The sequence below is a fragment of the Mycobacterium sp. genome (assembly GCF_035506235.1).
GTDB lineage: Bacteria > Actinomycetota > Actinomycetes > Mycobacteriales > Mycobacteriaceae > Mycobacterium.
Genome location: NZ_DATJPU010000294.1, coordinates 1 through 22505, shown reverse-complemented (window position 1 = coordinate 22505; position 22505 = coordinate 1). Strand labels below are relative to the sequence as shown.

24 protein-coding genes and 1 pseudogene are annotated in these 22505 nt (G+C 68.0%); 13 read left to right on the top strand and 12 right to left on the bottom strand.

The features are described from left to right. The 3 genes from VMD50_RS27730 to VMD50_RS27720 form a co-directional block, all read left to right on the top strand. Positions 1–636: PhoH family protein (locus tag VMD50_RS27730; RefSeq protein ID WP_325432828.1), on the top strand; the 636-nt coding region annotated here is incomplete at its 5' end. Between the two features lie 25 nt (positions 637–661). Further along, the gene (locus VMD50_RS27725) at positions 662–1537 is read left to right on the top strand and encodes a polysaccharide deacetylase family protein (protein WP_325432826.1); all 876 of its coding nucleotides are present in this window, start codon (positions 662–664) and stop codon (positions 1535–1537) included. A gap of 119 nt (positions 1538–1656) precedes the next feature. Continuing rightward, the gene (locus tag VMD50_RS27720; RefSeq protein WP_325432830.1) at positions 1657–3114 is read left to right on the top strand and encodes an adenylate/guanylate cyclase domain-containing protein; all 1458 of its coding nucleotides are present in this window, start codon (positions 1657–1659) and stop codon (positions 3112–3114) included. On the opposite strand, the gene VMD50_RS27715 is transcribed toward VMD50_RS27720, so the two are convergent. From VMD50_RS27715 to glpX, 3 genes are read right to left on the bottom strand one after another with little or no spacing between them, the layout of a single operon-like run. Then, positions 3086–4078 carry a hypothetical protein gene (locus VMD50_RS27715; protein WP_325432824.1) on the bottom strand — a complete coding sequence of 331 codons (993 nt, stop codon included), beginning with the start codon at positions 4076–4078 and terminating at the stop codon, positions 3086–3088. The two genes, VMD50_RS27720 and VMD50_RS27715, sit on opposite strands and share 29 nt — an antisense overlap. After that, positions 4075–5496, bottom strand: a complete 1422-nt coding sequence (locus VMD50_RS27710) for a class II fumarate hydratase (RefSeq protein WP_325432822.1) — start codon at positions 5494–5496, stop codon at positions 4075–4077. Before VMD50_RS27710 ends, VMD50_RS27715 begins: the two co-directional genes overlap by 4 nt. Before the next feature lie 28 nt (positions 5497–5524). Next, on the bottom strand, positions 5525–6604 hold the full coding sequence (glpX, locus tag VMD50_RS27705; RefSeq protein ID WP_325432820.1) for a class II fructose-bisphosphatase: 1080 nt from the start codon (positions 6602–6604) through the stop codon (positions 5525–5527). Between the two features lie 55 nt (positions 6605–6659). On the opposite strand from glpX, the gene VMD50_RS27700 reads away from it, so the two are divergent. The 3 genes from VMD50_RS27700 to VMD50_RS27690 are packed head-to-tail and all read left to right on the top strand — an operon-like array spanning position 6660 to position 9724. Continuing rightward, complete coding sequence (locus tag VMD50_RS27700) at positions 6660–7355, top strand: DUF4245 domain-containing protein (RefSeq protein WP_325432818.1); 696 nt, start codon at positions 6660–6662, stop codon at positions 7353–7355. 11 nt (positions 7356–7366) lie between these two features. Next, positions 7367–8164, top strand: coding sequence for a dienelactone hydrolase family protein (locus tag VMD50_RS27695; protein WP_325432815.1), 798 nt, complete (start codon positions 7367–7369; stop codon positions 8162–8164). Positions 8165–8179: 15 nt separating this feature from the next. Then, positions 8180–9724, top strand: a complete 1545-nt coding sequence (locus VMD50_RS27690) for a carboxylesterase/lipase family protein (RefSeq protein WP_325432813.1) — start codon at positions 8180–8182, stop codon at positions 9722–9724. A gap of 146 nt (positions 9725–9870) precedes the next feature. Here the strand turns inward: VMD50_RS27690 and VMD50_RS27685 are convergent, their stop codons facing one another. From VMD50_RS27685 to VMD50_RS27670, 4 genes are all read right to left on the bottom strand, one after another. Beyond that, on the bottom strand, positions 9871–10959 hold the full coding sequence (locus VMD50_RS27685; protein WP_325432811.1) for a 3-beta-hydroxysteroid dehydrogenase: 1089 nt from the start codon (positions 10957–10959) through the stop codon (positions 9871–9873). Positions 10960–11034: 75 nt separating this feature from the next. Then, on the bottom strand, positions 11035–11280 hold the full coding sequence (locus VMD50_RS27680) for an exodeoxyribonuclease VII small subunit (protein ID WP_325432809.1): 246 nt from the start codon (positions 11278–11280) through the stop codon (positions 11035–11037). Then, positions 11267–12520 (bottom strand): exodeoxyribonuclease VII large subunit, encoded by a 1254-nt coding sequence (gene xseA, locus VMD50_RS27675; RefSeq protein ID WP_325432807.1) that lies wholly within the window; start codon positions 12518–12520, stop codon positions 11267–11269. The genes VMD50_RS27680 and xseA overlap by 14 nt, the downstream gene beginning before the upstream one ends. Beyond that, entirely contained in the window at positions 12517–13119 is a 603-nt protein-coding gene (locus VMD50_RS27670; RefSeq protein ID WP_325432805.1) for a lipid droplet-associated protein, read from the bottom strand. Before VMD50_RS27670 ends, xseA begins: the two co-directional genes overlap by 4 nt. Before the next feature lie 65 nt (positions 13120–13184). On the opposite strand from VMD50_RS27670, the gene VMD50_RS27665 reads away from it, so the two are divergent. Beyond that, positions 13185–14183 carry a 4-hydroxy-3-methylbut-2-enyl diphosphate reductase gene (locus tag VMD50_RS27665; RefSeq protein WP_325432803.1) on the top strand — a complete coding sequence of 333 codons (999 nt, stop codon included), beginning with the start codon at positions 13185–13187 and terminating at the stop codon, positions 14181–14183. Here the strand turns inward: VMD50_RS27665 and VMD50_RS27660 are convergent. Then, positions 14180–15310, bottom strand: a complete 1131-nt coding sequence (locus tag VMD50_RS27660; protein WP_325432801.1) for a DUF6542 domain-containing protein — start codon at positions 15308–15310, stop codon at positions 14180–14182. The two genes, VMD50_RS27665 and VMD50_RS27660, sit on opposite strands and share 4 nt — an antisense overlap. A gap of 121 nt (positions 15311–15431) precedes the next feature. Here VMD50_RS27660 and ychF point away from each other — a divergent pair, with 121 nt between their 5' ends. The 5 genes from ychF (at position 15432) to VMD50_RS27635 (ending at position 19420) form a co-directional block, all read left to right on the top strand. Continuing rightward, positions 15432–16523 (top strand): redox-regulated ATPase YchF, encoded by a 1092-nt coding sequence (ychF, locus tag VMD50_RS27655; RefSeq protein ID WP_325432799.1) that lies wholly within the window; start codon positions 15432–15434, stop codon positions 16521–16523. Between the two features lie 89 nt (positions 16524–16612). Next, positions 16613–17383, top strand: a complete 771-nt coding sequence (gene aqpZ, locus VMD50_RS27650; protein WP_325432797.1) for an aquaporin Z — start codon at positions 16613–16615, stop codon at positions 17381–17383. Between the two features lie 9 nt (positions 17384–17392). Then, positions 17393–17914, top strand: a complete 522-nt coding sequence (locus VMD50_RS27645; protein WP_325432795.1) for a cation efflux transmembrane domain-containing protein — start codon at positions 17393–17395, stop codon at positions 17912–17914. 106 nt (positions 17915–18020) lie between these two features. Next, positions 18021–18503, top strand: coding sequence for an SRPBCC domain-containing protein (locus tag VMD50_RS27640; protein WP_325432793.1), 483 nt, complete (start codon positions 18021–18023; stop codon positions 18501–18503). A gap of 359 nt (positions 18504–18862) precedes the next feature. Further along, positions 18863–19420: a phosphatase PAP2 family protein gene (locus tag VMD50_RS27635; protein ID WP_325432791.1), complete on the top strand. Its 558-nt coding sequence runs from the start codon at positions 18863–18865 to the stop codon at positions 19418–19420. A 2-nt stretch (positions 19421–19422) separates the two neighbouring features. Here VMD50_RS27635 and VMD50_RS27630 read toward each other — a convergent pair whose 3' ends face one another. The 3 genes from VMD50_RS27630 to VMD50_RS27620 form a co-directional block, all read right to left on the bottom strand. Further along, on the bottom strand, positions 19423–20004 hold the full coding sequence (locus VMD50_RS27630; RefSeq protein ID WP_325432789.1) for an NADPH-dependent FMN reductase: 582 nt from the start codon (positions 20002–20004) through the stop codon (positions 19423–19425). 35 nt (positions 20005–20039) lie between these two features. After that, a complete protein-coding gene (locus VMD50_RS27625; protein ID WP_325432787.1) occupies positions 20040–20489 on the bottom strand; it encodes a DUF6582 domain-containing protein in 450 nt (149 codons plus the stop codon). 85 nt (positions 20490–20574) lie between these two features. Continuing rightward, complete coding sequence (locus VMD50_RS27620) at positions 20575–21225, bottom strand: BON domain-containing protein (RefSeq protein ID WP_325432785.1); 651 nt, start codon at positions 21223–21225, stop codon at positions 20575–20577. 618 nt (positions 21226–21843) lie between these two features. On the opposite strand from VMD50_RS27620, the gene VMD50_RS27615 reads away from it, so the two are divergent. After that, on the top strand, positions 21844–22278 hold the full coding sequence (locus VMD50_RS27615) for a CBS domain-containing protein (RefSeq protein WP_325432783.1): 435 nt from the start codon (positions 21844–21846) through the stop codon (positions 22276–22278). A 43-nt stretch (positions 22279–22321) separates the two neighbouring features. On the opposite strand, the pseudogene VMD50_RS27610 reads toward VMD50_RS27615, so the two are convergent. Then, positions 22322–22505 (bottom strand): annotated as a pseudogene (locus tag VMD50_RS27610) (phosphate acyltransferase); the annotation flags it as partial.

Sequence of the window (22505 nt, the reverse complement as noted above, 5' to 3'; positions counted from 1 at the left end):
GGCCGTTCCGCCGAACAGCGCGTGGCGCTCGACCTGCTGCTGGACGAGTCGGTGGGCATCGTGTCGCTGGGCGGCAAGGCCGGCACCGGCAAGTCGGCGCTGGCGCTGTGCGCGGGTCTCGAGGCGGTGCTCGAACGGCGCACCCAGCGCAAGGTGGTGGTGTTCCGCCCGCTGTATGCCGTCGGCGGCCAGGAGCTGGGCTACCTGCCCGGCAGCGAGAGCGAAAAGATGGGCCCGTGGGCGCAGGCGGTCTTCGACACCCTGGAGGGGCTGGCCAGCCCGGCGGTGCTCGAGGAGGTGCTGTCCCGGGGCATGCTCGAGGTGCTGCCGCTGACCCACATCCGCGGCCGGTCGCTGCACGACTCGTTCGTCATCGTCGACGAGGCGCAGTCGCTGGAGCGCAACGTGCTGCTGACCGTGCTGTCGAGGTTGGGGACCGGGTCGCGGGTGGTGCTGACCCACGACATCGCCCAGCGCGACAACCTGCGGGTCGGGCGCCACGACGGCGTCGCGGCGGTGATCGAGAAGCTCAAGGGGCACCCGCTGTTCGCCCACATCACGCTGCTGCGCAGCGAGCGGTCACCGATCGCCGCGCTGGTCACCGACATGCTCGAGGAGATCGCCGGGCCGCACTGAGGCGGCGTTTCGGTAGGCTTCTCACGTGCCGAAACGACCCGACAGCCAAACCTGGCGATACTGGCGGACCGTTGTGGGCGTCGTCGCGGCCGCCGCGGTGCTGGTGATCGGCGGCCTGACCGGGCACGTGACGCGCGCCGACAACCTCAGCTGCTCGGTGGTCAAGTGCGTCGCGCTGACATTCGACGATGGGCCGGGCCCCTACACCGACCGGCTGCTGCAAGTCCTGAAGGACGCCGACGCCAAGGCCACGTTCTTCTTGATCGGCAACAAGGTCGCCGCCAACCCGGCGGGCGCCAAGCGCGTCGCCGACGCCGGGATGGAGTTCGGCAACCACACCTGGGAACACCCCAACATGACCACGATCCCGCCCGAGGACATCGCCGGCCAGTTCTCGAAGACCAACGACGCCATCGCCGCCGCCACCGGGCGGGCCCCGTCGCTGTGGCGTCCCGCCGGCGGGCTGTCCAACGACCTCGTGCGCCAGACCGCGGGCAAGTTCGGGCTGGCCGAAATACTCTGGGACGTCATCCCTTTCGACTGGATCAACGACTCCAACACGGCCGCCACCCGCTACATGCTGATGACGTACATCAAGCCCGGCTCGGTGGTGCTGTTCCACGACACCTACTCGAGCACCGTCGACCTGGTGTACCAGTTCATCCCGGTGCTCAAGGCCAACGGCTACCGCCTGGTGACGGTCAGCGATCTGTTGGGGCCGCGGGCGCCCGGCAGCACCTACGGCGGCCGCGAGAACGGGCCGCCCGCCAACCAGCTGCACGACATACCGGCCAGCGAGATCCCCACCTTGCCCGACACGTCGTCGCCCAAGCCGATGCCCAACTTCCCGATCACCGACATCCCGGGCCAGAACTCGGGCGGCCCGAATAACGGCGCCTAGAAGAGGTTGGGCGCACCCACGGCTACCTTTGTAGGGTGATCAAGCCTGGCCGGTTGCGGGCCCCATCCGCGGGGCGGCGAAAGTCCGCGCGCAGGTTGACGATTGAGTATGCGGCCGCCCTGGCGCTGGCCTACATTTTGGCCTTCGTCGACGCGGCCGCGATCTTGATCCCGCTGCGGGGGCACACGTCCGTCGCGGCCAACGCGGACTTCGCGGAAAAGAACACCGTGCTGGTGGTGGTCCTCGTCGTGCTCGGCGTCACGGCCGTCGCGGTGGCCGGGGCGCTCAACCTGGCCCCCACGCTGCGCTGGTATGTCGCCGGGGACCAGCCGACCGCCGAGCAGCGGGAAGCCGCGATGAAGATGCCCGGCCGCCAGTCGGCGATCCTGGCGCTGGCCTGGGCGGCGTCCGGGGCGATCTTCGCGCTGCTGAATCTGGCCGGCGGGGCCCAGATCCTGCTGCCCACCGGGCTGGGCGTGCTGCTGGGCGGACCGGCCGCCGCCGGGACGGGGATGCTGCTCGCGCAACGCACCCTGCGTCCCATCATGGGCGCCGCCACGCTGGGGGCCGAGCCCCGGCTGGCGGTACCGGGCGTGTTCGCGCGGCTGGTGCTGCTGTGGTTTCTGTGCAGCGCGCTTCCGATCGGGGTGATCGCGACCCTGGTCGTGCTGCGCTCCTACGGCTGGCTGATCGAGAAGTCCGCCGCGCTGGACGTGCCGATCCTGGTGGTAGCGATGGCGGCGCTGGTCCTCGGTCTGCCGACGATGATCCTGACCTCGAGATCCATTGCGGATCCCCTCGGCGAGGTCGTCGACGCGATGGCAGAGGTCGAACACGGCCACATCGGGACCCACGTGGGGGCGTACGAGCGTTCCCAAATCGGGCGCCTGCAAACGGGTTTCAACCGGATGATCACCGGGCTCGCCGAGCGGGACCGGTTGCGGGACCTGTTCGGGCGCCACGTCGGAACCGACGTCGCGCAGCGCGCCATCCAGGAGGGCGCCTCGCTGTCGGGGGACGTGGTCGACGCGGCCGTGCTGTTCATCGACCTGGTCGGCTCGACGCAACTCGCGGAAAGCCGCCCGCCGCAAGAGGTTGCCGAGGTGCTCAACGACTTCTTCCGGATCGTCGTCGACGCCGTCGACCAACACCACGGGCTGATCAACAAATTCGCCGGCGACGCCGCGCTGGCGGTCTTCGGGGCACCGCTGCGGACGGACGAACCCGCGTCGGCGGCGCTGGCGACGGCGCGCGCGCTGGGCACCCAGCTGCGGCGGTTACCGGTGGTCGATTTCGGCATCGGCGTCTCGGCGGGCCGCGTCTTCGCCGGCAACGTCGGTGCCGAAAACCGGTACGAATACACGGTAATCGGTGACGCGGTCAACGAGGCCGCGCGGCTGGCCGACCTCGCCAAGACCGCCGACCGGCGGATCCTGTGTTCGGCGGCGGCCGTCGACCGCGCCGATGATGCCGAGCGGGCGCACTGGGCCGAATGCTATTCCACCGTGTTGCGCGGGCGCTCCGAGGCCACCCACGTTTCGGCGCCGGCTACTTCCGCACCTTCAGAGCCCCGATGACCCCGTTGATGATGCCCGCCGAACCGGCGTCGCCGATGGGCGTCGCACCCAAAAACATGGTGACCGGCTTGGTGTCGACCGCGATGATGACGAGCGAGTCGCCCTTCACGTTGCGTGCCGTGTCGGCGATCGTGACATCGGCGTCCACCCGTGCGGCCTTGACCCCGTCGACCGTGATCGACGACGTCTTCATCGGTCCCAGGGTGGGCGTTGCATTGGCGTAGCCGGGGCCGTTGGCCACGCAGTTCATCAACTTGGACGCCTGCGCGGCGACGTCCATGCTGGGCACGAAGTTGGTAATGCCGACTTCCGCCTGCATCATCCACTGGCTGGCTCCGGGCACCTCCGCCCCGACGCCGACGGCGCCGATCAGGTTGGGAGTCTGGTCGTCCGAAAAGCCTTGCCACCCCGGCGTCGCGCTGATCGGGAACGACAGCTTGCCCGCGCTGATCGTGTCGCCGGGCTTGTCACCGCCGGAGACGTTGGGCGTGCAGCCCGTCGCCGTCTGCTGGGAACTGTTCGGTTGCGACGAGGGGGCGCCGGTCGACGAGGGGGTCGCCGGGGGCGCAGCCTTGTTCGGCTTGTTTGCGCTGTTGAGCCCGACCACCACGAGCACCACCACCACGATGACCGCCAGCACCGCGAGGCCGGCGACGATCAACCACGGCGCCTTGGAGCGCGGGCCGGTCGGCGGCGGCCCGGGCGGGTACGGCCCGCCCGGCCAGCCGGGCTGGCCGGGTGGGGGGAATTGCTGGGGCGGGTACGGGCCCGCCGCATAGGGATTCCCGGCCTCCTGGGGGTTGCCGTACGGGCCGCCGGGCGGCGGGTACGGGTAGCCACCCGGCGGCGGGCCGCCCTGCGGGTAGCCGCCGCCTTGCGGCGGGCCATCCCAATAGGGGCCCTGCCCATAGGGATTCGCCCCATAGGGATCCTGGCCGTAGGGGCCGCCGGGGGGAGCCGTCATCGGTCAGCCTCTTCCGGCTTCACCTTCGCCATCGCCAAGACGTCGAGGCGGCGGTCCAGTTCTTCGATCGACAGCTTGTCACCGATCAGGCCGCGGTCGATCACGGTCTGGCGAATCGTCTTGCGTTCCTTGAGCGCCTGCTTGGCCACCGCGGCGGCCTCCTCGTAGCCGATCGCCGAGTTCAACGGGGTCACGATCGACGGCGACGATTCGGCGAGCTCGCGCAGGTGCTCGACATTGGCCTTCAGCCCGGTGATGCAGCGCTCTGCGAACAGCCTTGAGACGTTGGTCAGCAGCTTGAAGGACTCCAGGATGTTGCGGGCCATCATCGGGATGTAGACGTTGAGTTCGAACGCACCGTTGGCGCCGCCCCAGGCGATCGCGGCGTCGTTGCCGACCACCTGCGCGGCGACCTGCGTGACCGCTTCCGGCAGAACGGGATTCACCTTGCCCGGCATGATCGAGCTGCCCGGCTGCAGGTCCGGCAGCTGGATCTCGGCCAGGCCGGTCAGCGGGCCCGACCCCATCCAGCGGACGTCGTTGGCGATCTTGGTCAACGACACCGCGATGGTGCGCAACGCGCCCGAGGCCTCGACCAGCCCGTCGCGGGCGGCCTGGGCCTCGAAAGAGTTTGCCGCCGGGCGCAATTCGCCCAAACCGGTGGAGGCGACCAGCGTCTCGACCACCCTGGCGCCGAACCCGTCGGGAGCGTTGAGCCCGGTGCCCACCGCCGTGCCGCCGATGGCCAGCTCGCCCAGCCGCGGCAGCGTCGCGCGGACCCGCTCGATCCCGGCCTCGATCTGGCGGGCGTACCCGCTGAATTCCTGCCCGAGCGTCACCGGGACGGCGTCCATCAAATGGGTGCGGCCCGACTTGACCACGGTGCGCCACTCGCGGGCCTTGCTCGCCAGGGCGTCGTGCAGCACCTCGAGCGCCGGGATGAGGTGACGCACCGCGGCCTCGGTGGCCGCGATGTGGGTGGCGGTCGGGAAGGTGTCGTTGGACGACTGCGACATGTTGACGTCGTCGTTGGGGTGCACCGTCACCCCGTTGGCCGCCGCGATGGACGCGATCACCTCGTTGGTGTTCATGTTCGAGCTTGTCCCCGAACCGGTTTGGAAGACGTCGATGGGGAACTGGTCGTCGTGTCGGCCGTCGGCGATCTCGGCCGCCGCGGCGATGATCGCGTCCGCCTTCTCCGGCGCCAGCAGCCCCAGGTCCTTGTTCACCTGCGCGCAGGCGCCCTTGAGCAGGCCCAGCGCGCGGATCTGGGCGCGCTCCAGGCCCCGGCCCGAGATCGGGAAGTTCTCGACCGCGCGCTGGGTTTGCGCGCGCCACAACGCTTTCGCGGGCACCCGCACCTCGCCCATCGTGTCGTGCTCGATGCGGTACTCGGTATCGGCGGCGCTATCGGCCATAGGTGGCAGTCCTCGTTTGGTGTCGGGTTCAGGGCAGGGGATAGGCGGCAGAGCTGTCGCCGGTGAAGTCGATCGCAGAGTATTCGTTGAGCTTGGACAGCCGATGGTAGGCCTCGATCATCCGGACGGTGCCCGACTTCGACCGCATCACGATCGACTGGGTGGTGCAGCCGCCCGGGTAGTACTGCACGCCCTTGAGCAGGTCGCCGTTGGTGACCCCGGTGGCGCAGAAGAACACGTTCTCGCCCGACACCAGGTCCTCGGTGGTCAGCACCCGGTCGACGTCGTGGCCGGCGTCGATGGCCTTCTGGCGTTCCTCGTCGTCCTTGGGCGCCAGCTGCGCCTGGATGGCGCCGCCCATGCACCGGATCGCGGCGGCGGCGATGATGCCCTCCGGGGTGCCGCCGATCCCGGCCAGCATGTCGGTGCCCGACAGGTAACGGCACGCCGAGATCGCCCCGGCGACGTCGCCGTCAGTGATCAGCCGGATCCGGGCCCCGGTGGTCCGGACGTCCTCGATCAGCTGCGCGTGCCGGGGCCGGTCCAGGATGCACACCGTCATGTCGCGCACCGACAGGTTCTTCACCTTGGCCACGGCCTTGATGTTCTCGGAGATCGGCGCGGTGATGTCGAGCACATGCGCGGCCTCGGGCCCGACGGCGATCTTGTTCATGTAGAAGACCGCCGACGGGTCGAACATCGCGCCCCGGTCGGCCACCGCCAGCACCGAGATCGCGTTGGGCATGCCCTTGCTCATCAGCGTGGTGCCGTCGATCGGGTCGACGGCGAAGTCGCACTCCGCGCCGTCGCCGTTGCCGACCTCCTCGCCGTTGTAGAGCATCGGCGCCTTGTCCTTCTCGCCCTCGCCGATGACCACCACGCCGCGCATCGACACCGTGTTGACCAGTTCGCGCATGGCGTCGACGGCCGCCCCGTCGCCGCCCTCCTTGTCGCCGCGGCCCACCCAGCGGCCCGCGGCCATGGCACCGGCCTCGGTGACGCGTACCAGTTCCAGGGCCAGGTTGCGGTCCGGCGCTTCGCCGCGCGGCCGTGCCTGCGACGGGCCCCGGCCGGTCGCGGCGGCCGAACGGTCGCCCTCAGCTGTCATGGTTGGAGATTGTCCCAGAAGCGGATCGGTCCGCGGGAACTGGGATACTTGGCAAATGACCGAACAGCCGCAGCCGAACGCCGAGGTAGGCGAGCCGGCACCGGCACTGGGACCTTTTCCAAGACCGGCCAAGCCCCGGCTGTTGCAGGACGGTCGCGACATGTTCTGGTCGCTCATCCCGCTGGTGATCGGGTGCATCCTGCTGGCCGGCCTGGTGGGAATGTGTTCCTTCGAGCCTGTCGGGACGAATAAAGGGGTGATCCCGGCCTACGACGCGGCGACGGCCCTGCGGGGCGATGCGCAGACGCTGGCGTTCCCCATCCGGCTGCCCCGATTACCCGCCGGTTGGCACCCCAACTCCGGCGGCCGCGGCTATATCGAGGGCGGGCGGAAAGACCCCTCTGACCCTTCTGGGGGTCAGCGACTGAACGCGGCCACGTCGACCGTCGGCTACATCAGCCCGACGGGACTGTATCTGGGCCTCACCCAAAGCAACGCCGACGAGGACAGGCTCGTCGGCTCGATCCATGCGTCGGCGTATCCGACCGGAACGGCCGAAGTCGACGGCACCACCTGGGTCGTCTACCGCGGCGCCGGCCAGAGCGACGCCGACGCCGAGCCGGTATGGACCACCAGGCTTACCGGCCCGGCCGGCGCCGCCCAGGTCGCGATCACCGGCGCCGGGAGCGCCGAGCAATTCCGTACGCTGGCGGCGGCGACGCAATCGCAGCCGCCCCTACCCGCGCACTGAAGGGAAGGCACGTGACTGCACCCGAGGCAGATTTGTCCGGATGGTCTGGGGCGCCGTTCACCGGCGGCGGCCACACCCACGACGTCTACCGCAAGGGCACCGGCCCCGGGGTGGTGCTGATCCCCGAGATCCCCGGCATCCATCCCGGTGTGCTGGGCCTGGGGAACCACCTGGTGGACAACGGCTTCACCGTCGCCATGCCCTCGCTGTTCGGTGAGCCGGGCAAGCCGAAGACGGGTGGCTACATACTCAGTTCGATCGCGCGGGCCTGCGTCGCAAGGGAATTCGCGGCCTTCGCCACCAACAAGCAACGGCCGGTGGCGTTGTTCCTGCGCGCGCTGGCCCGTGACCTCAACGCGTCGACGCCGGGCAAGGGCGTCGGCGTCATCGGTCAGTGCTTCACCGGTGGTTTCGCGCTGGCCGCCGCCGTCGACGACAGCGTGCTGGCCCCGGTGCTTTCCCAGCCGTCGGTGCCGCTGCCGTTGGGCCGTGCCCGACGCGCCGATCCGGGGCTCAGCGAGTCCGAACTCGCCACCGTCGCCGATCGCTGCGGCAACGACGGCCTGTGCGCGATGGGGCTGCGGTTCAGCGAGGACAACGTCGTGCCGCGGGAACGGTTCGCGGCGCTCGAGGAGCGGCTCGGCGACGCGTTCGAGGTCATCGAGATCGACTCGAGCCCCGGCAACCAAGGCGGCTTCGCCAAGGGGGCGCACTCGGTCCTGACCGACGAGGTCCGCGAAGTCGACGGTCAACCCGCTTACGAGGCCCGCAAACGGGTGGTCCAATTCCTCGCCGAGCGGCTTAGTTAGGAAAGTCCGGCCCGTATGGCGACCGACACTCGCGTGGTCGAAACCACCCACGGCCCGGTCCGGGGCGCCGCCGAAGGCGACGTGCGGATTTGGAAGGGAATCCGGTACGCCGCACCGCCCGCCGGCGACCTGCGGTTCCGGGCGCCGCAGCCCCCGGAGCCGTGGACGGAGATCGCCGATGCCACAGCCTTCGGGCCGGCCTGCCCGCAACCGGTCTTTCCGAACATGCCCCTGGATCTCGGTGCGTCGCAGGGCGAGGACTGCCTGAGCCTGAACATCTGGGCCCCGTCCGGCACCGAGCCCGGTGCCGCGAAGCCGGTTATGGTGTGGCTACACGGCGGCGCGTATGTCCTGGGATCTGCCAGCCAGCCCCTCTACGACGGCCGCCGGCTGGCTACCGGCGGTGACGTCATCGTGGTGACGGTGAACTATCGGCTGGGGGCGCTGGGCTTTCTCGACCTGTCGTCCTTCAACACCGCGCGGCGCCGTTTCGACTCGAACATCGGGCTGCATGACGTCCTGGCGGCGCTGCGCTGGGTGCGCGACAACATCGCCGCGTTCGGCGGCGATCCCGAAAGGGTCACGCTGTTCGGCGAATCCGCCGGCGCGGGGATCGTCACGACGCTGCTGGCGACCCCGGCCGCCGAGGGCCTGTTCGTCGGCGCGATCGCCCAAAGCTCGCCGGCCACATCGGTATACGACCGCGACCGGGCCCGGCGCGTCGCCCTGAGCTTTCTCGACAAGCTGGGCATCGCCCCGGCCGACGTGGACCGGTTGCCCGACGCCCCGATCGCGGCGATCCTGGCCGCGTCGCAGGAGGTGTTCGACGAGGTGCCCGTCCGCAACCCGGGCACGCTCGCGTTCGTCCCGATCGTCGACGGCGAGCTGCTGCACGACTACCCGGTCAAGGTGGCGCAGCGGGCTCGCACCCACCGGGTTCCGTTGATCATCGGCACCAACAGGCATGAGGCGGCGCTGTTCCGGCTGATGCGCTCGCCGCTGATGCCGATCACCCCGCGCGCGATCACGTCGATGTTCACCCAGATCGCCGCCGAACAGCCCGACCTGCAATTGCCCACCGAAGAGGATATCGTGTCGGCGTATTCGCGGTTGGGGCGGCGGGCAAGGTCTTTGAGCATCGCGACCGACGTCGGGTTCCGGATGCCGACGGTGTGGCTGGCCGAGGGGCACCGCAGGGTCGCGACGGTGTATCTGTACCGGTTCGACTACGCGACTCCGATGCTCAAGCTGTTGCTGGTCAACGCCGCCCACGCCACCGAATTGCCTTATGTGTGGGGCAATCTCGGGGCGCCCAACGACCCTACGCTGAAGCTCGGCGGCGCCCGAACCGCCAAGGCGGTCTCGAGAAGGGTGCGCACCAGGTGGACCAACTTCGCCGGCCACGGGAAGCCCGCGGGCCCGGCCGGCGAGCCGGATTGGACGCCCTACCAGGAAACCGGCCGCGCCTGCTTGCTCATCGACAAGAGCGACACCGTCGCCGGCGATGTCGACGCGCACATCCGCGCCGCCTGGGGCAGCGAGATGGTGAGCTTCCGGTAGGGCGCGTCCGGCGGACCTGTGCTGCTGCGCTACCGACCGATAGGTGAGTTCCATTTGCGGTATCGCCGGTGATACCGCAAATGGGAATCGCCTAATGGCCGGCTCACGGTGCCGGCGTGGCTGATGTGACTACCGACGCCGCGGTGCTACCCCGCCCGCTTGGCCTCCTGCGCTTGGCTTTTCATCTGCCGGAACATGTCCACGTAGTAGGGCAGGCATTCCGACATCGCCTTGTCGGTGGTGAACAGCGGCTCGTAGCCGAGGTCGCGCCGCGCCTTGTCGATCGAGAAGTAGTTGTCCAGATACAGTCGCTCGACGGCCAGCGGCTCGAGCAGCGGGGCCGGTATCCCGAACCGGAAATGCATGCGCTGCCAACCGGTCATGGCCGCGCGAACGAGCGGCCCGTTGACCCGCACCCGCGGCCAGTTCTCACCGCAGGCCTCGATCACCGGCCGAGCGAACTCGAACATGTTGATGGGGTCGTCGTCGTTGATGAAGTACGCCTGGCCGGGCGCGGTCCCGCCGGGCACCAGATGCTGGGCGGCCAGGATGAAGCCGTGAATCAGGTTGTGCACGTAGGAGTTGTCGAGCCGGGCCGACTTGCGGCCGATCAGCACCTTGACATGGCCGGCGATCACGCTTTCGAACAGCTTGCGGAACATCGTCTGATCGCCGCGGCCCCAGATGCCGCTGGGCCGGATCGCGCACTTCAGCATGTCACCAACACCGTTCTGGGACAGCACGAATCGCTCGGCGACCACCTTGGTCTCGGTGTACAGGTCGTTGAACCTGTTGGTGTAGGGCAGTGTCTCGTCACCGCCGGCGATGTTCTGCCCGCCCATCACCACGCTGTTGGACGAGGTGTAGACGAATCGTTTCACCCCGGCCGCCTGCCCCGCGTGCACCAGGTTCTCGGTGCCGCCGACGTTGACGGCGAAGCTGCGCTGGCGGTATTCGTCGGTCACCGACGCGCCGCCCATCAGTTCGATGATCGCGGCGGTGTGGAACACCGTGTCGATGCCGTCCACCGCCGCGGCGCAAACGCCCGCGTCGGTGATGTCGCCCTGCAGCACCTCCAGTTGGGTGTGCTCGGGCAGCGGTGAGGGCGCGCGGTCGAAGGAACGCACCCGGTATCCGCGGTCGAGCAAGGTGGTCACCAGGTTGGCGCCGACGAACCCCGAGCCGCCGGTGACGAGGACGCGGCCCAGTTCGGTTGTCAGTGATGCATCACCCATAGTTCGCGAAGCATAGCCGAGAAAAACTGAAACCTGTTCCAAAGCCTCGGCAGCGGTTCCGCGATCGGGCGGCCGTCAGCCCTCTTCCGACTGGCCCGCCGCGAGCGCGTCCTCGATCCGCTTGCGGGCGCCAGCTAAGTGCTCTTCGCATCGTTTTGCGAGTTGCTCGCCCCTTTCCCACAGCTTCAGCGACGCATCGAGGTCCAACCCGCCCTGCTCCAGGACCCGTACCACTTCGATCAGCTCGTCCCGGCAGGCTTCGTAGCCAAGCTGACTAATGGGCGTAATCGACTGCATCGACTGCTCCTTAGGAGTGGCCATCGGTCAGTCCCTCGCTCACGGCCGCCACGGCGCCGTCGGCCACCCGGACCCGCAGCCGGGTGCCCGCGCGCGCGTCGCCGACCGACCGCAGCACCACGGGAGGTCCGGCGTCGGGGACCGCCTGCACCACCGCGTAGCCGCGGGCCAGGGTGGCGGCCGGGCCCAGGGTGGCCAGCCGCGCGCTGAGGTGGCCGACGCGCTCGGTCTCCGCGGTGACCAGCCGCCTGATGTCGCGGCGCACCGCCGAGCGCGCGCGGCGGATCTCGTCGGCCCGGGCCGCGCACGCCGCCAGCGGCTCGGCCAGCACCGGCCGGCTGCGCAGCTGGGCCAGCGCGCGCTGCTCGCGGGACACCCAACTGCGCAGCGCCTGCGCGCTGCGCCGGCGCAGGTCATCGATCAGCCGCTGCTCGGCGGCGGTGTCGGGCACCACCTTTTTGGCCGCGTCGGTGGGCGTGGCGGCGCGCAGGTCGGCGACCAGATCGCACAGCGGGTTGTCGGGTTCGTGCCCCACCGCACTGATGATGGGCGTGCGGCACGCCGCGATCGCGCGGCACAGGGTCTCGTCGGAAAACGGCAGCAGGTCCTCGACACTACCGCCGCCTCGGGCCACCACGATCACGTCGACCTCGTGGTGGCGATCGAGTTCGGACAGCGCTTCGACGATCTGCGCCACGGCGTTCGGCCCCTGGACAGCGGTGTTGCGCACCGCGAAACGCACGGCCGGCCAGCGCGCGCCCGCCACCGTCGTCACGTCGTGCTCGGCGGCGCTCGCCCGGCCGGTGATCAGCCCGATCATGTTGGGCAGGAAGGGGATTGGCCGCTTGAGCCGCGGGTCGAACAACCCCTCGGCATCCAGCAGTCGGCGCAGCCGGTCGATGCGCGCCAGCAGCTCGCCGACGCCGACCGCCCGGATTTCGCTGAGCCGCAACGAGAATGTGCCCCTCCCGGTGTAGAACGAGGGCTTGCCGCAGACCACCACCTGGGTGCCTTCGGCGAGTTTCACCGGCGCGTTGGTGACCAGGTCGCGCGAACACGTCACGGTCAGCGACATGTCGGCGGCCGGGTCCCGCAGCACCATGAACACGGTCTTGGCGTCGGGCCGCATCGTGATCTGGGCCAGCTGACCCTCGACCCAGACGGTGCCCAGCCTGTCGATCCAGCCCGCGACCCGGATCGCCACCGCGCGCACTGGAAAGGGGTTCTCCGCGGAGTTGGGTTCGAAATCAGCCGCTCGGGTCACTTCGCGTTCGCGCGGGTGATCCTGTTGGCGAGCAGCGTCTGGAACGGTGCGCGGGCCTTGGTGGCCTGCTCGTAGGTCAGCAACGCTTCGAGTTCGTCGACGCTCAGCGATTGCAGCCGGGCCCGCAGTTGGGCGAGCGTCAGGGTCGGATAGTCGAGTTCGACCGCCACCTCCGGTTCCGGCACAGCCGTCTTGGCGGCGGGAGTCTTCGACCGCTTGGCGGGTTTGACCAGCGCGCTGGCGTCCTCGTGCGCGTCGGCCACCGAGTACAGCGCGAATCGGCCCTCGGCCCTGCGCTCGACCTCGCCGGCCTCCGGGAGGGTGGCAGGGGCGCCCTCGACCGCGTCCTCGGGCAGGTCCTCGTCGAAGGTCGCCCACTCCGGCTTCTCGTCCTTGGGCGGAAAGATCGATTCCAGGGTGCTGTCACCTTTGATGACCAGCTCGGCCAGGTTCTGCTGAAAGCGCATCACCATGTGCGCGGCGGTGCTGGCCAACGTCATCGGGTACATCAGGATCGTCTTCGGCAGCTTCATCGTCTCCTCAACGGCGACTGTCGCCGCGCCGACCAGTAGCCGAACTCCGTACGGTGCAGTAGCCATGAGTCCAAGCCTGCCTTAACCGGCGGCCAACTCCAAGCCCGCCGCGGGCCGGTACCCTGAATGCCATGCCGCCGACTGTTGACATGGGAATTCCCGGTGCAGCCGGCTCGGTAGCCAACAACCCAATCCGTAAAAGGGTGCTCCTGGCGGAGCCGCGTGGCTACTGCGCCGGCGTGGACCGGGCCGTCGAGACGGTGGAGCGCGCCCTGGAAAAGCACGGCGCCCCCGTTTACGTGCGCCACGAGATCGTGCACAACCGGCACGTGGTCGACACCCTGGAAAAGGCCGGGGCCGTCTTCGTTCAGGAGACCGACGAGGTCCCCGAGGGGGCCATCGTGGTGTTTTCCGCCCACGGCGTCGCGCCGACCGTCTACGCGGCCGCGGCCGAACGCAACCTGCAGACCATCGACGCCACCTGCCCCTTGGTGACCAAGGTGCACAACGAGGCCAGGCGATTCGCCCGGGACGACTACGACATCCTGCTGATCGGCCACGAGGGCCACGAGGAGGTCATCGGGACCGCGGGGGAGGCGCCCGAGCACGTGCAGCTGGTCGACGGCGTCGGCGCGGCGGACGACGTGACCGTCCGCGACGAGAACAAGGTGGTCTGGTTGTCGCAGACCACGCTCTCGGTGGACGAGACGATGGAGATCGTCGAGCGGTTGCGGCAGCGTTTCCCGAATCTGCAGGACCCGCCCAGCGACGACATTTGCTACGCGACCCAGAACCGGCAGGTCGCGGTCAAGGCGATGGCGCCCGAGTGCGAGCTGGTCATCGTCGTCGGTTCGCGCAACTCGTCGAATTCGGTGCGGCTGGTCGAGGTGGCGCTGGGCGGCGGCGCGGGCGCCGCCTACCTGGTCGACTGGGCCGACGACATCGACCCGGCGTGGTTGGAGGGCATCGCGACGGTGGGCGTCACCTCCGGCGCCTCCGTCCCCGAGGTGCTGGTGCGCGGTGTGCTGGAGCGGCTGGCCGAATGCGGCTTCGACGTGGTGCAGCCGGTGACGACGGCCCAGGAAACCCTGGTGTTCGCGCTGCCCCGCGAGATCAGGTCGCCTCGCTAGCCTTCGAACTCCCAGGACTCCGCCGGGAAGCTGCGTGGCGTGCGCCTGCGCCGCTCGGGGCTGGGCTCGTCGGCCGGGCCCGAGTCGCGGTAGCGCACCCGTGAGATCGGGTGGTGTGTCGTGTCGGAGCCGTTCCCGCTTGGGGCGGCGCGACGGCGCCGTGGCTCGTAGCGATCGAAGCGGTCGGGCGCACCGGGTGGCTCGTAGGGGTCATACCCGTCGAGACGGCCGCCGCGAGAAGCCGGCCGCTCGTAGGGGTTGCGGCGGGTGCGCGGCTCGCGGCGGGTTTCGCGCGGCGGCTGGCGAACGCCGGGATCCGCTTCCGGCCGGGCGCGGCGGCGCGGCCGGGGCGGCGGGTCGGCGGGGTCGAAGTCGCGGGGCGGCGCCTGACGGCGGCGCCGCGGCCGCTCGGCCGCAGGATCGCGTTCGTCGTCCAGCGGGGGCCGGGCATGCCGGGAGTGAGTCCGGCTGGGACGAGCAGACCGACCACCGCGCGTCGATCGGCCGGTCCTCGAAGCGGCTTTCGGCGGACGGCCGGCCTCGCGGGTTCGCTTCGGGCCGGTGGGCGCCGCTTCCTCCGCATCCTCGTCGCGAGCGCTGAGGCCGAGAAGCGAATTCAGTTTCGCGCCAATGGCTCCGACGAAGGAGCTGAACGCACGCGTCGACGCGGCGTCGCCGTTGGAGTCGGCGGCTGCCGGCTGCGACTTGCCGAAATACCACCGCGCAAGGCCGATCAGGAGGACGGCGCCGGCGGTGCCCAGCATCAGCGGGAAACGCTCGATGAGCGGATAGCCGCAGTTGATCAGGAGGTCCTTCAGGTTGCCGATTTTGCGTCCATGGAACATCCAGTAGGCACCCGGCACCGCGCAGAAAAGAATCAGCGGTGGCTGAATGATCGCGGTGAACAGGCCGTCCTGGCGCACGGCCAGCACCGCGGCCACGCAGCCGGCTATATAGAAGCCGGCGAAGACGTGCGTGAGGTCCTTGTGACCGGCGTCGATCGCATAACCGATGGCGGTCGCGGTGACGGCGATGACCACGGCCGCCCACCACGGCACGCCCGGGATATCGGGGTGGATCGAGCGGTGGTTGGCCTCGACCGCCGATCTTGCCCGCTGTGCTGACACATGTAGACCGTACCGGGAATGAGCCGAAACGCCGGTAAAGACCTTGTTAGCGACCGCTGGCGCGCCATGCGTCGCACACGCCTGAACGGCCCGCGCCGCCGCGCCCTAGACTTGGATCCCCGTGAGCCTGAGCCTGGGAATCGTGGGCCTGCCGAACGTCGGCAAGTCGACGCTGTTCAACGCGCTGACCAGGAACAACGTGGTGGCGGCCAACTATCCGTTCGCGACGATCGAGCCCAACGAGGGTGTGGTTTCGCTGCCGGACCCGCGGCTGGACAAGCTGGCGGAGCTGTTTGGTTCCGAGCGCGTCGTGCCGGCGCCGGTCACGTTCGTCGACATCGCCGGCCTGGTCAAGGGTGCGTCCGAGGGGGCCGGGCTGGGCAACAAGTTCCTGGCCCACATCCGCGAATGCGACGCCATCTGCCAGGTGGTCCGGGTGTTCTCCGATGACGACGTGACCCATGTGGCGGGCGAGGTCGATCCCAAATCCGACATCGAGGTCGTCGAAACCGAGCTGATCCTGGCCGACCTGCAAACACTCGAGCGTGCGCTGCCGAGGCTGGAAAAAGAGGCGCGCACCAGCAAAGAGCGCAGGCCCGTCTATGACGCGGCGGTGGCCGCTCAGGCGGTGCTGGACGGCGGCAAGACGCTGTTCGCCGCGGGCGCCGACGTCTCCTTGCTGCGCGAGCTGAACCTGTTGACCACCAAGCCGTTTCTGTATGTCTTCAACGCCGACGAGGCGGTGCTCACCGACGCCGCGCGGGTCGCCGAGCTGCGCCGGCTCGTCGCGCCCGCCGACGCGGTGTTCCTGGACGCCGCCATCGAATCCGAGCTGGCCGAGCTCGACGACGAGTCGGCCGCCGAGTTGCTGGAGTCGATCGGCCAGACCGAGCGCGGCCTCGACGCGCTGGCGCGGGCGGGGTTTCACACGCTCAAGCTGCAGACCTTCCTGACGGCGGGCCCAAAAGAGGCGCGGGCGTGGGTAATTCATCAAGGCGATACCGCGCCCAAGGCCGCCGGGGTCATCCACACCGACTTCGAGAAGGGCTTCATCAAGGCCGAGATCGTGTCGTACGACGACCTGATCGCCGCCGGGTCGATGGCAGCGGCCAAGGCCGCCGGCAAGGTCCGCATGGAGGGCAAGGACTACGTCATGGCCGACGGCGACGTGGTGGAGTTCCGGCACGGAGCAACAACTAAACCCGCGAAGTAGGCAAGTAGGTCGGCCAGTAGACGGTTTGATGGCGTGCCTGAGTGTCGATTAGCATTTTCGCGGACACATTCCTCTCAAGGAGGCGGCACATGACATCGTCGTCGCTCACTTCGAAATTGGTTGCCGAGCTGTTCGGCACGTTCTGGTTGGTATTCGGTGGCTGTGGCAGCGCCATTTTCGCGGCCAAACAGATCGCCCAGGCCGAGGATGGCAGCGGTACCTACCAATTGGGCATCGGCTTCCTCGGCGTGGCATTGGCTTTCGGGCTCACCGTCGTCACTATGGCTTACGCCGTCGGCCACATCTCTGGTGGGCATTTCAACCCCGCGATCACTCTGGGCGCCGCGGTGAGCGGCCGACTGCCGTGGAAGGACCTTCCCGGGTACTGGATTTCCCAGGTCGTCGGTGGCCTGCTCGCGGGCGTGGCCCTGCTGGTCATCGCGAAGGGGAAGCCCGGATTTTCATCCACCGGGCATATGGCCGCGAACGGATACGGTGAGCATTCGCCGGGCCACTACTCGCTTGCAGCGGTGATCATTACCGAGGTCTTGCTCACGGCGTTCTTCCTCATCGTGATACTGGGCGCGACCGACGACCGGGCCCCGCACGGATTTGGGCCGTTGGCCATCGGTCTGGCGCTGACGCTGATCAACCTAGTCGCCATCCCGATCAGTAACTGCTCGGTCAATCCGGCCCGGTCCACGGGCGTCGCCTTCTTCAATGGGGACGGCGCACCCGGTCAACTGTGGGTGTTCTGGCTGGCGCCCCTGATCGGGGGGCTTATCGGCGGCCTGATTTACCCGCTGCTCTTCGAGAGCCGTAAGTCGACGACGGATCGGGCGACGGCGGAGGCCAGCTGATGGCCGGGCGTGACGTGGTCGAATTCCGGACTCCGTTGCGCTGGTTCTTGGTCTGATCGCCGTGACTGTGCGGGACCGTCGAGCCATCCGCGGCGCTCGCTGGCGACACCCTTAGTCGCGCTGATCAACTGCGGTGCGCTGTTTGTCGTGGCGGGCCTGATCGCGGTGGAGGCGGTGCTGCGGCTGATTCGCGGTGTTCCCGAGGTGCACGGACTGCCGGTGTTGATTGTCAGCGCGGTGACGATGGCCGTTCTGTTGGTCGGCGCGTGGGTGCTGGGCGCGTCCGCTGCAGATGAGGACCTCCATATGCGATCTGTCCTGCTCGATACGCTGGCCGATGCAGCGGCGGCTGGGGCTGTTGCCGTGGCCGGTGCAGTGATTGCGGTGACTGGACGGTTCTATTGGCTCGATCCGGCTCTCGCGCTTGTGATTGCGGTTGTTGTTGCAGTTCCATCGAGCACGCTGTGCTTCAGGGCCGTGGGCGCGATACGCGGCGATGAGGTCGATTTCAACGATGAATTTCAACGATGACTAGGGTCGGCGACGTGGTCGAATTCCGGTTCAACGTCTAGGAGCCAGGCGGGCGCGATAAATCCGGCTGGTTAGGGGGAGGACCACTTCGGGGAACAGAGGCGATATGGGACGAACGGATACCGCGTCGTTGGTGGTCGACGCTCCGCTGAGCCGGGTGTATGCCGCGCTGATACAGCCGCAGGCGCTCGTCGAGTGGCTACCGCCCCGCGGAATGTCGGGGGAGTTCGAATACTTCGACGCCCGCACAGGAGGGTCCTACCGGATGAAATTGACCTATGCCGAAGCGCCTGAGTCAGGCGGCAAGTCAGGCGTCGACTCGGACGTCGTGGACGTTCGGTTCGTCGAGGTCGTACCCGACGATCGGGTCGTGCAGGCCGTCGACTTCCAATCCGACGACCCCTTGTTCGCGGAAACGATGACCATGACGTGGACGGTTACAGCGGTGAGCACCGGCAGCACCCGGGTCGATGTCCGAGCTGATGACGTCCCGGAGGGCATCTCCGCTGGCGATCACGTCGACGGCCTTCGATCGTCGTTGAAAAACCTCGCGACCTATCTGACCAGGCCGCGGGCCTATCCAGATTGACGGCGACGTCGTGGAGTTCCGGTGTCAAGCAACGTCTGGACTCAAGAACTAGTAACCCAGCGAAGGTCGTTTGAGGCCGATCGACCCTAGAACGGAGCCGTTCAAGGGCCTATGTGTTGAAGGTACCTATCGCAGAAGTCACTTCACTGCCCCGAGAATAGGAGCGCTGAGATGGTCGAGCCTCCCATTCGCACGGCCGAGGAGCGCGAGAGCGTCGCCCTTCGCGAGGAGGCCGAAGTTGCGCGCGAGCACGAGCTAGCAAGGCGAGCGTGAAGGCGGATCGCCGCGATGAACGCCGGTATCGATGTGCAAATCCTCTCCATAGGGTCCAGAGACCCTAACGAGTCGGGAGGCCGCGAATGCCCAGCACCGTGAGCAATACCGTGCGCGACAGGATCGATGCTGCCGATCAGGCCATTATGGCCCGCATTTCCGCCGAAAGCTCCCCGCTGCTGGACCGCTTCCTGCCCGCGCTGAGCCGGTCCGCCGATTTCTTCGCGTTGTGGATCGGCATCGCGGCGGCGCTGGCGGCCACCAAGGACGAACGGGCCCACCGGGCGGCCGTGCGGGGTCTAGCCGGCATGCTGGTCGCGAGCACGGCCAGCAACGTGCTCGCCAAGGTCCTGGTACGCAGGCCGCGCCCGACCGGCGAGGTACCGCCGGACCGCCGCCCGGGCCGGACGCCGGTTACCAGTTCGTTTCCGTCCGGGCACGCCGCCGCCGCAGCGGCGTTCGCCACCGGCGTCGGGCTGGAAATGCCGGCCTTGGCGGCGCCGATCGGGGCGCTTGCGGCGGCCGTCGGCGTGGCCCGGGTCGTGAACGGCGTGCATTACCCGTCCGACATTGCCGCGGGATGGGCGCTCGGCGTGGCGGTAGGGATGCTGACGCTCCGGTGGTGGCCGCGGCATCAGCCGTGACACTAGCTGCCGAGATGGCCGGACCCGGCCGTACCGGCCCCAGAGGTCAGTGAGCCGGTTGCCCGCGCCTCGACCTCCTCGGCCAATATCCGGACCACGTCATGCAGAGTCGCCACGCTGATCGATTCGATGACCGGCGCCTGGCCCGTGCGTCCGGCTTCATCCGTCGGACAATGCGACCACACGCCGCTGTAGCACTTGGCCGCGCGTCCTATTACGGCTAGCGGCTTGTCTGACAGCCCGCTCCGATGGCCTCGGGTGAGCCAGTCGATCGCGTTGTGCACGATGCTCGGTAGACGGTTGTAGTAGTTCGTCGCGACCAACACCGCATCCGCATCATCGGCAGCATTTCGCAGCGTGACGACTTGCCTTGGCGTGCGGACTGTTTGACGATCGCGATACGGCGGCACACCCGGCAGGCTGTCGAAGATGTTCACCGTGATCCCGCACGACAACATGTCCGCCCGCACCTGTTGCAGTGCTCGGTTCACCTCACATCCGTGGCTTCCGACGATGGCCAGCACCGTGACATCGGGAAATCCGCTGACGCGCAATATGATCGGCACACTGCGCTGACCGTTCATACAGCCTCCGGACGAAGAATGACGCTCGCGGGCCTTCAGGGTTTCTCGTCACGCACTCGGCGGCGGGTAGCCGCAGCCTTCTTGGCGGCTTCCTTGGCGATGCCGAGCCGCTTCCGGGTCGCCGCGCCCTTGAGCGCGGCCTCCTTTGCTTCTCCCGTCCGCATGCGGGTTTCCGCTCCTTTTTGCGCGCGCTCGGAACGATTGGATTGCGGATCAACCCCCAGTTGGTGCCAGTCCGTTTCGGAAAGGTTCACGCCGTAGTGCTGCGCCGCCTTCTCGATGTTGGCGAAAGCCAGAGCGCGATCGGCTTCGGGGACATCGGTCACTTGATCGAATCGCGCGATGGCGTTGCGTACGTGCCGGCCATCGGTCAACGGTTCTTTGCGTTGCTTTGGGTACGCAAAGACCGTGTCCGGCAGGTCAGTTCGCTCGGTGAGTCGCCCATGCCTTTCGAACGGTTGCCACGTCGCCTTTACAGTTGCCATCTCACACTTCTCCTGGTCGAGTTCGGCCCCGAAGGGCGAACGCCACGCGGACGTCCGCCCGACGTCGGGGTTGGGAAAATAACGTTCAGTACGAAACAACGAGCTCGTTTTGCACGTCGGTTACGCCCGGGGCACGCCATGCGGCCGAGCCGGCCTCGTCGCGTTCGGCCCACGAGGGCACGGTTCCGCTGAGCGTAACCTTGCCGTCGTCAGCTCTGACGGTGATTCCTTCGGCGTCAATTTCGGCGTCGCGCTTGAGCGCAGTCTCGATCGCCTCTTTGACACCGCTGGGGCGGACAGTTGCCTTGATGGTGATCTCGTTGGACACCCCAACCACTCCCGGTAGGAAGCGCACCGCGTCGTATGCCGCTTTGCGCTGGTACTCCCACGTCACCTTGCCTCGCAGGGTGACCCAGCCGTTGTCCACGGTCACTTGGATGCCAGTCGGCACCCACACGTGCGACTGCACGGCTCGCACTGCGTCCTGGGCGATTTGCTGGTCGTTGCGCCGGTGGTCCGCGTGGGGCTCCACCCGGATCTCGTCGGCGACCGCCTTGACGCCCGCCACTCGCTGAGCCGCCTTCTCGGCGGCGGACTTTTCAGCGTAAGTGGGCACGGTGCCGTTGAGGGTGACCACTCCCTGGCTGACCGTTACGCCGACCTCTGCGGAGGTGACGCTGGGTTCCCACCTCAGCTCGTCGCGGACGTCCTTTTCCAATTGTTGATCCGTTTTCATGACCTAACCTCCTTAATATTTGCAAGGTGGGCCGGTTAGCCTGCGGCCTGTACGGCGATGTGCTTTTCGGCCGGTCCAGCCCCATTCGGGACGGCAACCGAACAGTCAGGATCCCCTTGTCGTAGCTGGCTGTGATCAGCCGGATTTCAGAAACGGGCGTAGACCGGCCCACACAGGGGAGCCGGTGAACAGCTCAGAGGAACGGCGACCACCGACCACGGCCGATGCAGCCAGCTTGCTCATGATGATGACGCTCCTGGTGTGGCTTTAACACCGATCGTTCGATCCGACCACTGCGCGGGCGTAGGCCGGTAGGGCCGGAAGTCCCAAGCGCGCCAGCTGATTCGTCACACGCCGCCACGGACATCGCGCGGTGATCAGCTGTGGTGCGGCAGGCCGGCGGCGGGAGTATGCAACGATTGGCCGGCCCCGATGAGCCTCCGCTGCCACCGGCTGCTCGCTCCTCGTCGAGCAACTACCAACCTGCGCCGAATCTCGGGTGGGTCTAGTGTCGTCGGCTCGAAGGCCCAATGACCCTACTACCCGGTGATCGCCGTCTCTAGATTTTGGCTTGCCCGGGCGTCGAAACCCGGCCACCCACGACATTCGGAGGACACGATGACCACCGCGAAAGACATCATGCACACCGGAACGACGTGTGTGGGCGAACATGAGACGCTGTCCGCAGCGGCCAGGCACATGCGCGACCTGGGCGTGGGCGCCCTGCCAATCTGTGGAGACGACCACCGCCTGCACGGGATGATCACCGACCGCGACATCGTCATCAAATGCCTTGCCGCCGGTAAGGACCCGAACGTGATGACCGCCGGTGAACTGGCCCAGGGCAGCGCGTATCAAGTCGGAGCCGACGCCAGCATCGAACAGATGCTTATCGTGATGGAAGAGCATCAGATCCGCCGGCTGCCGGTCGTCGACAATCACCGGCTGGTGGGCATTGTCAGCGAGGCCGACATCGCCCGGCGCCTACCCGAACACGCCATCGCCCAGTTCGTGCAAGCGATCTGCGCACCGCAAGCCACCACCAGCCACTGACACAGCTACGGGGCATTTTTCGCCCTGACGGAACGCGACATGCTCATTTCACGCCGGGTAGGAGCGTCTCCTGTGCCTGGATCGCGGTGAGCGCCACGGTGTAAACGATGTCGTCGACGAATGCTGCACGACAGGTCGTTCACCGGCTTATTCAGCCCTTGCAGCACGGGCCCGATCGCCGCCGCGCCCGCGCTGCGCTGCATGGCCTTGTAGAGGTTCCTTGCCGG